This window comes from Pseudoalteromonas luteoviolacea, assembly GCF_000814765.1.
Lineage (GTDB): Bacteria > Pseudomonadota > Gammaproteobacteria > Enterobacterales > Alteromonadaceae > Pseudoalteromonas > Pseudoalteromonas luteoviolacea_H.
In genome coordinates, this window is sequence record NZ_JWIC01000004.1 from 778,616 (window position 1) to 792,607 (window position 13,992).

General features: G+C 42.2%; 15 protein-coding genes. 9 read left to right on the plus strand and 6 right to left on the minus strand.

Annotated elements, in window-relative coordinates; translation table 11 throughout:
• Positions 1–15: 15 nt before the first annotated feature.
• Both JF50_RS06685 and JF50_RS06690 read right to left on the minus strand, forming a co-directional pair.
• A complete protein-coding gene (locus tag JF50_RS06685; RefSeq protein ID WP_039608645.1) occupies positions 16–501 on the minus strand; it encodes a TlpA family protein disulfide reductase in 486 nt (161 codons plus the stop codon).
• A gap of 115 nt (positions 502–616) precedes the next feature.
• Positions 617–2,341, minus strand: coding sequence for a GNAT family N-acyltransferase (locus JF50_RS06690; RefSeq protein WP_039608646.1), 1,725 nt, complete (start codon positions 2,339–2,341; stop codon positions 617–619).
• Between the two features lie 160 nt (positions 2,342–2,501).
• Between JF50_RS06690 and JF50_RS06695 the strand changes: the two genes are divergently transcribed.
• Complete coding sequence (locus tag JF50_RS06695) at positions 2,502–3,422, plus strand: 2-hydroxyacid dehydrogenase (protein ID WP_039608647.1); 921 nt, start codon at positions 2,502–2,504, stop codon at positions 3,420–3,422.
• 221 nt (positions 3,423–3,643) lie between these two features.
• Complete coding sequence (locus tag JF50_RS27765; RefSeq protein ID WP_268747809.1) at positions 3,644–3,778, plus strand: hypothetical protein; 135 nt, start codon at positions 3,644–3,646, stop codon at positions 3,776–3,778.
• A 45-nt stretch (positions 3,779–3,823) separates the two neighbouring features.
• Here the strand turns inward: JF50_RS27765 and smrA are convergent, their stop codons facing one another.
• The 3 genes from smrA to JF50_RS06710 all read right to left on the minus strand — a co-directional run bounded on the left by smrA (position 3,824) and on the right by JF50_RS06710 (position 5,427).
• Complete coding sequence (gene smrA / locus JF50_RS06700; RefSeq protein ID WP_039608648.1) at positions 3,824–4,405, minus strand: DNA endonuclease SmrA; 582 nt, start codon at positions 4,403–4,405, stop codon at positions 3,824–3,826.
• A 218-nt stretch (positions 4,406–4,623) separates the two neighbouring features.
• On the minus strand, positions 4,624–4,863 hold the full coding sequence (locus tag JF50_RS27505) for a hypothetical protein (protein WP_039608649.1): 240 nt from the start codon (positions 4,861–4,863) through the stop codon (positions 4,624–4,626).
• 102 nt (positions 4,864–4,965) lie between these two features.
• The gene (locus JF50_RS06710) at positions 4,966–5,427 is read right to left on the minus strand and encodes a hypothetical protein (protein WP_039608650.1); all 462 of its coding nucleotides are present in this window, start codon (positions 5,425–5,427) and stop codon (positions 4,966–4,968) included.
• 92 nt (positions 5,428–5,519) lie between these two features.
• Here JF50_RS06710 and JF50_RS06715 point away from each other — a divergent pair, with 92 nt between their 5' ends.
• The gene (locus JF50_RS06715; RefSeq protein ID WP_023396984.1) at positions 5,520–5,903 is read left to right on the plus strand and encodes a response regulator; all 384 of its coding nucleotides are present in this window, start codon (positions 5,520–5,522) and stop codon (positions 5,901–5,903) included.
• An 85-nt stretch (positions 5,904–5,988) separates the two neighbouring features.
• Here JF50_RS06715 and rpsT read toward each other — a convergent pair whose 3' ends face one another.
• Complete coding sequence (gene rpsT / locus JF50_RS06720; protein ID WP_010382487.1) at positions 5,989–6,249, minus strand: 30S ribosomal protein S20; 261 nt, start codon at positions 6,247–6,249, stop codon at positions 5,989–5,991.
• 408 nt (positions 6,250–6,657) lie between these two features.
• Here rpsT and murJ point away from each other — a divergent pair, with 408 nt between their 5' ends.
• The 6 genes from murJ to ispH all read left to right on the plus strand — a co-directional run bounded on the left by murJ (position 6,658) and on the right by ispH (position 13,991).
• Entirely contained in the window at positions 6,658–8,235 is a 1,578-nt protein-coding gene (gene murJ, locus JF50_RS06725) for a murein biosynthesis integral membrane protein MurJ (protein ID WP_268747810.1), read from the plus strand.
• Between the two features lie 93 nt (positions 8,236–8,328).
• The gene (ribF, locus tag JF50_RS06730; RefSeq protein ID WP_039608651.1) at positions 8,329–9,258 is read left to right on the plus strand and encodes a bifunctional riboflavin kinase/FAD synthetase; all 930 of its coding nucleotides are present in this window, start codon (positions 8,329–8,331) and stop codon (positions 9,256–9,258) included.
• A gap of 20 nt (positions 9,259–9,278) precedes the next feature.
• On the plus strand, positions 9,279–12,107 hold the full coding sequence (ileS, locus tag JF50_RS06735; protein ID WP_039608652.1) for an isoleucine--tRNA ligase: 2,829 nt from the start codon (positions 9,279–9,281) through the stop codon (positions 12,105–12,107).
• An 11-nt stretch (positions 12,108–12,118) separates the two neighbouring features.
• On the plus strand, positions 12,119–12,625 hold the full coding sequence (lspA, locus tag JF50_RS06740; protein WP_039608653.1) for a signal peptidase II: 507 nt from the start codon (positions 12,119–12,121) through the stop codon (positions 12,623–12,625).
• Positions 12,622–13,062 carry an FKBP-type peptidyl-prolyl cis-trans isomerase gene (gene fkpB, locus JF50_RS06745; RefSeq protein WP_039608654.1) on the plus strand — a complete coding sequence of 147 codons (441 nt, stop codon included), beginning with the start codon at positions 12,622–12,624 and terminating at the stop codon, positions 13,060–13,062. The genes lspA and fkpB overlap by 4 nt, the downstream gene beginning before the upstream one ends.
• Positions 13,062–13,991: a 4-hydroxy-3-methylbut-2-enyl diphosphate reductase gene (ispH, locus tag JF50_RS06750; RefSeq protein ID WP_039608655.1), complete on the plus strand. Its 930-nt coding sequence runs from the start codon at positions 13,062–13,064 to the stop codon at positions 13,989–13,991. Before fkpB ends, ispH begins: the two co-directional genes overlap by 1 nt.
• The last annotated feature ends 1 nt before the right edge of the window (position 13,992 follow it).

Genomic DNA, 13,992 nt, shown 5'->3' on the forward strand with positions numbered 1-13,992 from the left:
CAGCTATACACTTTCTTACAGGCGAAGTCGGATCCCAAGTTCGCTCGAGTAACCGATAGAACGTTCAATGACTTTAAGTTTAGGATCCATGACATAATAGGTTGGGTAGGCTTTTACTTTGTAATCTTGCGCCGTTTTTTGATTGCCCAATAATACTGGCATAGATAAGTTTAAGTCTTTACTAAAAGCTTTCACTTCCTCAGTACTTTGAAAGTCTAAGGCGATGGCCACCGCATTTACTTTTCCTTGGCGGTGGAGTTTATCGATATTAGGCATACTGTAGCGACAAATGTTACACCAAGGTGCGAAGAAATAAATGACGGAACGTTCTCCTTGAAGCTGACTAATATCATATCTTTGAGATGTATTCTCTAATAAAGGTAATGAGAAGTAGGGGGCGGACTGCTTGCCATCATCTTCCAACATACCAAGCTCTTGATACGTTAAAACCGCAGCAAAAATGACAATAAAAACGATGATATTAAAGAGAGATTTAATCATTACTGGCGCTTAATCTGCGTTGATATATATGAAGACCGAGCGCCAGTATAAAAAATTGCAACAGGGTTGCAAGGAGTTTGTTGTCAACTCTTTGCCCTTAACAGGCATAAAATGTTTATGACTGATATATATTTTCACCAAGATAACGTTTGGCTTTATTTGCTTTTAACTTAGTTAGATCTACAAGCACTAGTCCGTCAATACAATTGTTGAAGTCAGGGTCAATACTGAAGCTCAAAAAGTTCACGCCACTTTGCTCACATAATTCGGTATATTGCTTAAACAGTGTTGGCACCTGTGCACCCATATTTGCCAGTATGTGTTTAAGTTCAGCAAAGTCTTCTTTTATATTGCCACCGCAAAATAGGTCTCGACAGGTATCGAGTTGAGATTGGGACAGCTTAAATTCGTTGTTAGGGTGAGCTAAATTATCCAGCTTCGAGAAGTAATGTTGATAATGATATACCAACATGGCTTTTGCTTTGTCAGGTAATGCATTTGATAAACTGACGGGGCCAAATAAATAGCGGTGTTCAGGGTAGCGCTGAATAAAAGCACCTATGCCATACCAAAGGTAATCTAGGCTTTTACGGCCCCAATATTTAGGTTGGACGAAACTTCGACCCAATTCTAAACCTTGATTAAAATAGGGGGCCATATCATCCGTATATGAGAACAAGCTACTGGTATATAAACCATTGGTACCATGTTGCTGAATAACTTGCTGAGCACTGGCCAAGCGGTAAGCGCCCACCAGTTCAAGTTGCTTGGCATCCCATAGCACTAACTGCTGATAGTACATATCATATTTGTCAGTGTCTCGTCTTTTACCGCTGCCTTCACCGACGGCTCTGAATGCAATTTCACGTAGGCGACCGAGTTCTCTAAAGATTGGGGAGCTGCCAGCATATTGATACAAGTATATTTGCATGCCATCTGCGGTTTCACCTAGGCGCTCACATTGTTCAATCGCACTTTTCAGCTCTTTTTTGCATTCAGGAACGGCAATGGGGGTTTGTGTTTTTAACGGGAGCGCTTTCTTACTGTTTAATCGGTACAGTTGTTTGCGGATAAGTGCAACAATTTCTTTATCTTTTAGGTTGTCTAAGCGGTATGACTCCGGAGGGATACTAGCACCGATTTCAAACTCTAAAGACTTTTGGCGTTGCTTAAACATTTCTTTAACCAATAACAAGCTTGCTAAAGGTTTATAAATCATTGATGTACCGTAAAATAAAGGGCTATTTTTGGCCTTGATATAAATGGGTAAGATGGGGCAGTTTGCTTTTTTTGCCATACGTAAAAAGCCCGTATTCCACTTACAGTCTTTGATCCCTGTAGGGCCCAGGCGTGAGACTTCTCCAGCAGGAAAAATAAGTAAGGCACCCTCAGCTTTAAGGTGTTGTTGGATATTAGCAAGTTCTTGTTTTCGGCTTGCGTTTGATAGGTTGTCCACGGGTAGCAAGAGTGAATGCATAGGCGTAATTGACATTAACATTCGATTGGCGACCACCTTCAAGTCCGGTCTTGCTTTAGCGAGCACTTTTATGAGCGCGAGGGCATCCAGAGAGCCGATAGGGTGATTGGCGACAATCACTGCACTTCCTTCGCTGGGAATATGCTCAATTTGTTTTGGCTTAAACCGGGCGTCAAAATCTAACTCTTCAAGTACCTGCTCGACAAACTCAAGTCCCTCTAAATGCGGGTAAGTGTCAGCGAATGCGACAAATTCCTGCTCATGTAATAAGTAACCTAACCCTTTTTTTACTAACCCTTTCACTTTAGGTGAGTTTTCTAATTGTGGTAAGTTGGCTTCGATCACTTTATCAACGCTGATCATAATTTTTCTCTACGGCTGTGTTTATAGCAGATTAAAAAGGTAGTGTGACAATCTTGTTGCGTTGGTATGTCAGTTTTATGGTGATCGTGCACTATCAACACGTTGTCACTAGACGGTATACTGTTAGATGAAAATCGTTAATTTTAAGTAGGGATAGAGCATGTCTGTATTGGTTTGTATTACTGGGCGGAATAATGAAAAACTCATGGCTAAACTACAAGATGCTTTGCCTGATGTGGAGTTAAAGCTTTGGCCGCATTGCGCTAATTTAGAGAGTGTGGAGTTTGTTTTAGCTTGGAAAGCGCCGCAAGAATTGTGGCACAATCTACCGAATCTAAAAGTGGTGCAATCTTTTGGGGCCGGTGTAGACGGTATCCCAATGAGTATATTGCCGTCAGGCACAGTGGTTGCGAGAATTGTTGATCCGCAGTTAAGTGATGATATGGCGGAATATGTACTTTCTCACGCGCTTGCCCACAAACTCAGGCATCAAAATTATTGTGCTGAACAGGCGATAAAGAACTGGAAACCAAGACGAGCGAGAAAGGGGGTGACTGCTGGGGTGTTGGGTTTAGGTGAGCTTGGTAAAGCGGTAGCACAGCGTTTGTCAAATAACGGCTTCGCGGTAAGAGGTTGGTCTAGAAGCGCGAAACAGTTGGATAATATTGCGTGTTATAGTGGTGAAGCGCAACTGGCTTCTTTTGCGTCAGGGCTTGATTATTTAGTCTGTTTACTGCCTCTCACTGATTCGACGCACGGGGTGTTGAATCGACAGTTATTCCAATATGTATCCAATGATTGTCTGTTGATCAATGTGGCGCGGGGTCAGCATTTGAATGAGCAAGACTTAATTGACGCTTTAAATGAACAAGAGTTAGGTGGTGCAGTGTTAGATGTGTTTACCACTGAACCACTGCCTGAAACACACGTATTTTGGTCTCACCCGAAAGTGACTGTGACCCCCCATATTGCAGCAGTTACCAACCTCGACACTGTTGTTGCACAAATTGCAGATAATATTCGAGCTTGTATCACAGGGACACCAATTAAAAATGGTGTGGATGTAACCCAAGGATATTAAAAGTAAAGGATACGAGAAAAGAATGGCTTTTAGCTGAAATTCTCTCATGTTGCAGGGGACCGTGGCAGATTGAGGGGGGAACAAAGTAACTTCATGATTTGTAAGTAAATGTAAGTAATAGTTATTCTCGCTTACAAAATTACTGTATATAAAAACATATTGAGACATCTTTTTATATTCAGTATGTTAGGAAAAAAACAATAATAAGACGGGAAATTAAAATGAAAAACGGTCAAGGTGGTGTAAAGCTCTCTTTTGTCGTTATTTCTGTACTCGCGTTAGGTGTCTCTGCTTGGTTTAATCAAGCCCAAGCTGCCGATACCTTGACAGACACGTACATTTATCAACAAGAATAATGTACGTCAAGGTTCATTGTGGGGCGTGAATGCCCCATCGATGCATTATCTTTTTGCGTGAATCTCTCTGTTTTCTAGCTTTTTCTCATCACTTTTCTTAAGTAATGTATATGTAGATCCACTTCCCCCATGACATGTTAAAGCTGAATGAAAAGCTAACACGTTAGGCATTTCTTGTAGCCACTTATTGCAGTAACTTTTTAGAATGGCTGGGAATGGTTTACTTTTCAGCCCGATGCCGTGGCGGATTAACAAAACACGAATATTGCGTTTTTGGCAGTCTGTAACAAACTCAAACATCGCTTGACGTGCTTCAACAAATGATTTGCCATGCAAGTCTAATGTGGCGTCAATTTGATACTTACCCAATCTTAAGTTCTTGTACACGCCTTCTTGCACGCCATCTTTTTTATAGCCAAGCTGATCGTATGGATCTAGTAAGTCTACATATTCAGTAGATAAAAAATTGGGATCAAAATCGAGTTCCTTTTGCGCAGCTTCTCGCCGAGCGAGTTGCGCATCCGTGGGTTGATTTTTTTGTTGTTTAAGTTGTGCGCGATTGTCTTGTGCTAACGGTACAACATCGCCCATTGAAGCTAAAAATAGTTCTTCATCTGTCATCGCCATGATGATTCTCCAATCAGGGACAATTTTCACGATTTTAGCCTATCAACACGATAATGAATAGCCTGTCGTCAGTGAATATTTGAGTGATCCGATTTATATGATGGGACGTAACGGGGGGAGCTTATACGTGTTTTGTTATGAATAGTTATTAACTTTTATTTAATAGATATTATTTATGGTTCATGCCGAGGTGATTAACACCTCAGCCGCTGAATAAGTTAGTTAGTATCGTAGTGCTCAAGTGTGAACACTTTGAATAGGTAAAATGAATTTATTAGGATAAGGCCTAAGTTGGAAATCACTGAAGTATCCATAAGATCTAGACTAAACAAAACGAAAAGTAGGCTACAAGCTAGAGCTGCCGAGACTCTTAGTAGTGTTTTGTGATTAATAAAAAGAGCTCCAAAACCTAGTACCAGTAATAAACTATTTAGTAACCAGTCAAACTCATTAGCCATGATCTTACATTAACTCCGTATATGATTAAAAAGGGGCGCCATTATGCGCCGCTTTTTTAGTCATCTCAAACGAGTAATTTTGCTTCTTTCGGATTAGTTTTTTTAATTAAAGATTAGGTACTTTAGAGCGGCAATAAAGCCGTGGTTTTCTAATATTGCATATTTTTGGCATGTTGATGGTTTTGACACATCTTGACACAAATAAAGTGTACTGCGTTCTGATGCTTTGATGGGCTGTAAAAGAGAGTCAAATAAAACAGGTTTTACGCCAGGCAAACCGGGCCAATAGACACTCTGAGTGACCATATTGAGTTTTTGGTATGTGATGAGCTGAGGTTTCGGGAATAATATCGCAATGAGCGTTACCACCCCAATTATAATCAGAGGTGTCAGGCTTTTCTTAGGGGGTTCTGTTTGTACTCCTTGGTGGCCATGTTGTTGTGCAATCTCTTGTTGTCGCTTTATTTGTTGAGCAGAGAGGCGGCGCTTCTTATTTTTGTTTGCTTGTTGCTTTTGAAAGTCACTTTTATTCAGTAGTGTTTGTTTTTTTGGATTAATTGCCATGCTTAGGTGTAGCCTTTTGGTTGCAGGACTCTATAATAGTTCTATGCTATAGATGATAGCGCATTTCTAATTACTAGCCCACGGGAAAGGATATGGAACAACAAATCTCTATTCTCATTGTTGATGATGTAGGAACTGTTAGAAGCTTTTTGCATCAGACATTGATGCACTTGGGAATTGACAATGTAAAAGAAGCCTCAACTGCGAAGCAGTGCATAGCAGCCTGTGAAGAGCGTCATTTTGATATTGTCTTTTTGGATATTGAATTACCAGATGGAGATGGGAAAGAGTTAATTGCAGAATTAGCTCAAATTAATCCAGATATTAATGTTGTCATGGTTTCGGCGCATTCAACTGTTGATAATGTCAAAGATGCTATTGAACGTGGGGCTAAAGGGTTTGTCGTTAAGCCTTTCTCACCGAAAAAAATCGCAGCGATGTTAAAAAAGTTCTACCCGAAGTTGGAAATTGCTTAACGCGGTAGGGCGTTTTGCAATTTAACTGAAAGATAGGCATAAAAAAACCGACTTACGTCGGTTTTTTTATATCCATTTCCACAGATTATAGCGCTTTGATTTTAGCAGCTAGGCGGCTCTTGTGACGAGCAGCTTTGTTTTTGTGGATTAGACCTTTAGTTGCGTAGCGGTCAAGGATTGGAGTTGCAACAGCAAATGCTTGCTGTGCAGCTTCTTTATCACCAGCTTCAATAGCAGCGATAACTTTTTTGAAGTAAGTACGCATCATTGAACGACGGCTTGCGTTGTGCTGACGACGCTTTTCGCTAGTGATAGCGCGTTTTTTTGCAGACTTGATGTTAGCCAAGGTATGCTCCTAACAATCTTTTAAAAATAAGCTTAGTTTAAAGGCCGAGGACTATGCCTGTTTTATGATCCAATGTCAATAAAAAATAACCTGTCCGGCCTAAGTATTTCAGTACGGCTCTGGCACATCAGACATGACTACAAATTGGGTTAGACGTATGATGCGCTGCCTTTTTATGTCTGTTAAAACCATTTCCAAAACCTTAGGTCCTTGTTAACGGTATAAGCAGACTATGAATCAAAAGCCAATAGACTAATGATTAATGCAAGCATTGTAGCAAAACACAGAACCCAAGCCTAGCTTTAATGTTACATGACAGTTTCTAATTGATGGCCGTGTTTTGTGGTTATGGTTCTGCCTGGTCTATGGCATACTTGGCGCTGATTTTTATTTGTTAGGGTAAGTTTAGTGGCAAAAGGGTTATTCAAGTCAGGTATGATAGTGAGTGCCATGACTATGTTATCTCGTATCCTCGGTTTAGTGCGTGATGCCGTGGTGGCAAATCTTCTCGGTGCAGGGCTTGCTGCTGATGTATTTTTGTTCGCAAATCGAATTCCAAACTTTTTCAGACGATTATTTGCCGAAGGGGCGTTTGCACAGGCCTTTGTGCCCGTGCTATCCGAAATCAAAGAGAAACATGGGGACGATGAAGTAAGGGTTTTTGTCGCACAGGCTGCGGGCACACTGGGTACTATTTTGTTGTGTGTTACACTGCTTGGTGTGATTGGTTCTCCAGTGGTTGCGGCGCTGTTTGGTGCAACTTGGTTTTTGGACTGGTGGCATGGTGGCGAGAGTGCAGAAAAGTTTGTGCTGGCCAGCGCTTTATTAAAATTTACCATCCCTTATTTATTTTTTGTATCTTTGGTCGCCTTGTGTGGCGCGGTGATGAACGTATACAATCGCTTTTCTGTAGCCGCATTTACACCGGTATTACTCAATGTCAGTTTAATTAGCTGTGCGATTTTTTTACATGACAACTTTGAGCAAGGGGCGTATGCGCTTGCGATCGGTGTATTTATTGGCGGCGCGGCTCAATTGGCTTTTCAAATCCCTTTTTTAGGCAAATTAGGTATGCTCTCAAAGCCGACATTTGCTTGGCGAGCACCACATGTAACTAAGGTGCGTAAGTTAATGCTGCCCGCCATATTTGGTGTTTCAGTTAGCCAAATTAATTTATTACTCGACACCATCATTGCAGCCGCTTTGATGACAGGCTCAATTGCTTGGTTGTACTACTCAGATCGTTTGATTGAATTCCCGCTGGGATTATTTGGTATCGCCATAGCAACCGTGATTTTACCAACGTTGTCGAAATTACATGCCAACGAACAAGCAGGCAAATTTCAACACACCATGGATTGGGGGGTGCGGTTTGTTCTTTTGCTGGGTATTCCTGCAATGGGCGGTTTAATGGTGATTAGCCCGCTTATTATTTCGGTGTTATTTGGTCATGGTGAGTTTGCAAACAGTGACGTGGATAATATTGCTGCTGTGAGTGCTGGGGTCACGGCATATAGTGTCGGGTTAGTGAGCTTTATGTTGATTAAGGTGCTCGCGCCAGGTTTTTATGCGCGCCAAGATACGAAAACACCAGTTAAAATTGGCATAATAGCACTGGTGTTGAACATGGTATTTAATTTAGCGCTTGCGCCATTTATAGGCTACCTTGGCCTCGCTTTGGCAACGTCTTTATCGGCAACATGCAATGCGTTTTTGTTATATCGCGCGTTGAAGAAAGAGCAAGTTTATTCATTGTCTCGCTTTACTTTATGGTTTGCAGCAAAAGCGTTAGTGGCCGCGTTAATAATGGCTATAGGTGTACATTTGTTGTCAGAATATTTGGTTTGGCAAGGTGAAAGCATCGCGACTCAGCTTTGGGTTTTGGGTTGTCTTTTAACAAGTGCAATTGTTTTATACTTTTTTGTGTTGTTCATTTTGGGGGTCAGGGTGTCAACAATAAAAGAAATAAAGACAATAGAAGAATAAATAGGCGTGAATGGGGAGCTTCATAGCTCGCATTTCTAACTAACTTGGGTATAATCGAGCTTTTTGAAGGCTCGAGCAAAAGGCACGCGTTGTATGCAATTAATCAGGGGTATCCATAATATTCGTCCACATCATTATGGATGTGTATTGACTATAGGAAACTTTGATGGTGTTCACTTGGGTCACACCGAAGTATTAAAGGGGCTCAAAGCTGACGCTGAGAAATACAACTTGCCTAGTACTGTAATGTTGTTTGAGCCTCAGCCACAAGAGTTTTTTATCAAAAACAAAGCGCCGGCGCGTTTGACACGTTTACGCGATAAGTTAGCATTGTTGGCAGAAAATGGCATAGAGCGTGTCATTTGTGTGAGTTTTAATGACAAGTTTTCAAACTTAGAGGCAGAGTATTTCATAAGAGAAGTACTTTGCCAGAGACTAGGTGTGAAGGCATTAACGGTGGGCGATGACTTTCGTTTTGGTAAAGGCCGCAAGGGCGATTTTGCAATGCTTTCGAGTATTGGCCAAGAGCTTGGGGTGCATGTTAAAGACACGCTCAGTTTTAGGCAACAAAACAGCCGGGTAAGTAGCACGCTTATCCGCAACGCTTTGGCAGAGGGAGACCTTCACAAAGCGCATGAGATGCTGGGGCATACTTATGCTATTTCTGGCCGTGTGATCCATGGTTGGAAAAAAGGCCGTGAGCTGGGTTTTCGTACCGCAAATGTCGCACTGAAAAGGCAAGTTAGTCCAGTTCAAGGTGTATTTGCGGTCAATGTTTATATAAATAGTAAGATTTTTCAGGGTGTAGCTAATGTTGGTACCAAGCCGACGCTAAATGGCAAGCGTGCTTTACTGGAAGTACACCTATTTGATTTTGACCAAGATATTTACGGTCAATTTATTAAGGTGGAGCTTATTCATAAGCTTCGCAATGAACAAAAATTTGAGTCACTGACGCATCTGACAAAGCAAATATCGGCAGACGTCGATGCAGCAAGAGCAGTATTTTCTAAAATTAGGTAGCCGAACGGAAAGTAAGTTAAATGAGCGATTACAAACATACTTTGAATTTACCGGAAACATCGTTTCCGATGCGTGGCAATTTGGCGCAACGCGAACCCAAAATGCTTAAAAAATGGTATGAGCAAGACCTATATGGTCAAATTCGTAATGCGAAAAAAGGTAAAAAGCCATTTATACTGCACGATGGCCCTCCTTATGCCAATGGTAATATTCACCTTGGCCACTCAGTCAATAAGATTTTAAAAGACATCATTATCAAGTCAAAAACATTGTCTGACTTTGATGCGCCATATGTACCAGGTTGGGACTGTCACGGTTTACCAATTGAATTAATGGTAGAGAAAAAAGTCGGCAAGCCTGGCAAAAAAGTGTCAGTGGCTGAGTTTAGAGAAAAATGCCGGGAGTATGCACGCAAGCAAGTAGATGGTCAAAAGACTGATTTCAAACGCTTGGGCGTATTTGGTGATTGGGACAAGCCTTACCTGACAATGAACTTCGACTTTGAAGCGAATGCGATTCGTGTCCTTGGTCGTATCATTAAAAACGGCCATTTACACAAAGGTGCGAAACCTGTTCACTGGTGTACCGACTGTGGTTCAGCGCTTGCTGAGGCAGAAGTTGAATATCAAGACAAGCAATCTCCTGCAATTGATGTACGCTTTGTATTTACTCAAGCTGCCGCGGTAGAAAAAGCATTCTCTTTGGCTGAAGGCCATGAAGGCAAAGGTGACATCAGCACTGTAATTTGGACAACAACACCATGGACTTTACCTGCAAACCGAGCTGTTGCAGTACACGGCGGCCTCGAGTATGCGTTAGTCCAAATTGAAGACGAAGGCCAAGAGCAGCGTCTTGTATTAGGCTCTGAGCTAGTAAAAGATGCAGTAGACCGCTTTGGCTTCAAGCAATATCACGTATTAGGCTACTGTAAAGGTGACACATTAGAAAACCTTGAAGTTGCGCACCCGTTCTATGACTTTAATGTACCGGTTATTCTTGGTGATCACGTTACTACAGACTCAGGTACTGGTATCGTGCATACAGCCCCAGGTCACGGTCAAGAAGATTTCGTGGCAGGACAAGCGTATAACCTAGAGGTTGCAAACCCTGTAGGTGCGAACGGTGTATATTTACCAGATACGCCGATTTTTGCAGGTCAGCATGTGTTCAAAGCGAACGCAAATGTGATCGAGCTTCTGACTGAAAAAGGCATGTTAATGCATCATCATGCATTAACGCACAGCTATCCACATTGTTGGAGACACAAAACGCCAATTATCTTCCGTGCAACACCACAATGGTTTGTCAGCATGGATCAAGCTGATTTACGTAAAGACTCGATGAAAGAAATCGAGAAAACGCAGTGGATCCCAGCTTGGGGTGAAAACCGTATTGCTAACATGGTAGAGGGTCGCCCAGATTGGTGTATTTCACGTCAACGTACTTGGGGCGTGCCAATTGCACTATTTGTTGATAAAGACACGGGTGCACTTCACCCAGATACTGAAACCCTAATCGAAAAAGTAGCTGACTTAGTTGATCAAGCAGGCATTCAAGCTTGGTATGACTTAGAGCCAAGCACATTGTTAAATGAAGCAGACGCTCAGCAGTATGTTAAAGTGCAAGATACATTGGATGTATGGTTTGACTCTGGTGTTACACATGCCTGTGTTGTTGATGCAAGAGAAGAGCTGACAGGCCCTGCTGATTTATACCTTGAAGGTTCAGATCAACACCGTGGTTGGTTTATGTCATCTATGATGACATCTGTGGCTATTAACGGCCATGCACCATACAAGCAGGTGCTTACGCATGGTTTCACTGTAGATGAAAACGGCCGCAAGATGTCAAAGTCTTTGGGCAACGTAATTTCACCACAGGATATTATGAATAAGCTTGGTGCTGACATCCTACGTTTATGGGTTGCTTCAACCGATTACACAGCTGAGATGACAGTGTCTGACGAGATCTTCAAACGTTCAGCTGATCGTTACCGTCGTATTCGTAATACCAGCCGTTACTTATTGTCTAACTTAAGCGGTTTCAATCCAGCAACGGACTCGGTTGCCATTGAAGATATGGTAGAACTAGATCGTTGGATTGTATCTCGTGCGGCAGAGCTGCAAAATGAAATTGTAGACGCCTACGATAACTATCAAATGTTGGTGGTAACACAAAAGCTGATGAACTTCTGTACAGGTGAGTTAGGTTCATTCTACCTGGACGTCATCAAAGATAGACAGTACACAGCAAAGAGTGACAGCCATGCACGCCGTTCATGTCAAACCGCGTTGTACCACATCGCAGAAGCGATGACACGTTGGATGGCGCCTATCTTAAGTTTTACAGCCCAAGAGCTTTGGGAGGCACTGCCAGGCGAACGTGATGAGTTTGTATTTACAGACGTGTGGTATGACGGAATTACTGGCGCAACGTGTGGTCAACTTGATAATGCGTTCTGGCAAGAGCTACTTACCGTTCGTGATGAAGTGAACCGAGTACTAGAGAATGCACGTAAAGAAGAAGTGATTGGTGCAACACTACAGGCTGAAGTGACGTTATATACAGGCGGTGAATTAGCTGAAAAACTACAAGGTTTAGAAGATGAACTACGCTTTGTATTACTTACGTCAAAAGCGCATGTTGAAGTGGTATCAAGTCAGCCTGAAGGATCTGTCGCGTCTGAAGTAGATGGCTTATTCATCAAAGTGGCTGCAACTGACGCTGCAAAATGTGATCGTTGTTGGCATCACAGTGAAGATGTTGGTACAAGTGAAGCGCATCCAGAATTATGTGGACGTTGTATTACCAATGTTGACGGTGAAGGCGAACAACGTAAGTTTGCATAAGGGAGTTGCAAGTGACCAAAATGACCGAACGAAGTGGTCTAGTGTGGTTATGGCTCAGTCTACTGCTTTTTGCAGTAGACTATGTCACAAAAGCATTAGTTGTCGCGAATATGAAACTGTATGAATCTATCGAGCTGCTGCCATTTTTTAATTTCACATATATGCATAACTACGGTGCTGCATTTAGTTTTTTAAGTGAAGCAGGTGGTTGGCAAAGGTGGTTTCTCAGTGGTATTGCTGTCGTGATCAGCGTGTTATTAGTGGTTTGGCTTAAAAACCTACGTGCTAATAATTGGGTACTTTGCGGCGCATACTCTTTAGTGCTAGCAGGCGCTATTGGAAATTTATATGACCGCGTGACATTAGGTTACGTTGTTGATTTTTTACATTTTTATTATCAAGATTGGCATTACCCTGCTTTTAATGTTGCCGACATGGCGATTGTCGGTGGTGCTGGTTTACTGCTTTTTGATGCATTTTTTGGTGATAAAACCAATTCTCGGGAGACAGAGGCGTGAGTGAACAAGTCATAGGCCCAAAATCAGAAGTTCTGTTTCATTATTCTATCAAGCTAGAAGACGGATCTGCTGCTGACTCGACAAAGGTGGATAATAAGCCTGCGAAGTTGTTTATGGGAGATGGAAGCCTCACCGAAAATTTTGAAAACTGTTTGTTGGGGTTAAAAGAGGGTGATAACAAAACCTTCAAACTGCAACCTGAAGACGCATTCGGGATGCCAAACCCAGATAACATTTATTACTTAGATCGCACTAAGTTTGGTAGCGAAACGCCTGCTGAAGTCGGTAGTATTATTGCCTTTACACAGCCTGACGGCACCGAATTACCAGGGTTAATTAGGGAAGTGGCAGGTGACTCTGTGACGGTTGATTTCAATCATCCTCTGGCAGGTCAAATCGTTACATTTGAAGTAGATATCTTAGAGGTTCATAGTTAATGGAAATCTTGTTAGCTAATCCGCGTGGCTTTTGTGCTGGTGTTGACAGAGCAATTAGCATTGTAGAACGCGCATTAGATATCTTTGAAAAACCAATTTATGTTCGTCATGAAGTAGTACACAACAAATACGTTGTTAATGGTCTAAGAGATAGAGGCGCTGTATTTGTTGAAGAGCTGCATCAAGTTCCGGACGACAGTATTGTTATCTTTAGTGCACATGGTGTGTCACAACAAGTGAGACAGGAAGCTAAAAGACGTGAGTTAAAAGTCTTTGATGCAACATGCCCTTTGGTGACTAAAGTACATATGGAAGTGACCAGAGCGAGCAGAAAAGGCACTGAATGCATATTAATTGGCCACAATGGGCACCCTGAAGTCGAAGGCACGATGGGGCAATATGACAATGCCAATGGTGGGATATATCTGGTCGAAACGCCTGAAGATGTGGCTTCTTTAGAAGTGAAAGATGCCAGCAATTTATTCTATTGCAGCCAAACAACCTTGTCTGTTGATGACACGGCTGATGTGATAGATGCGCTTCGTGAAAAGTTCCCTGATATCCATGGACCACGAAAAGATGATATTTGCTATGCAACCCAGAACCGTCAAGATGCGGTGCGAGATTTGGCCGATAAGGTTGATTTGTTATTAGTGGTGGGTGCTAAAAATAGCTCTAACTCAAATCGTTTACGTGAACTTGCTGATAAAATGGGCACACCTGCGCATCTTATCGATGATGAAAAAAACATCTCTTCAGAGTGGTTTGCACAGGTTGAGCGTGTAGGTGTGACTGCTGGCGCGTCTGCTCCTGAAGTGCTTGTTCAGCAGGTGATTGCCCGCTTGAAAGAGTTAGGTGGCCGAACGGTTGTAGAAAATCCAGGTCAAGAAGAGAATGTGGTGTTTGCAGTGCCTGTTGAGCTGAGATAAT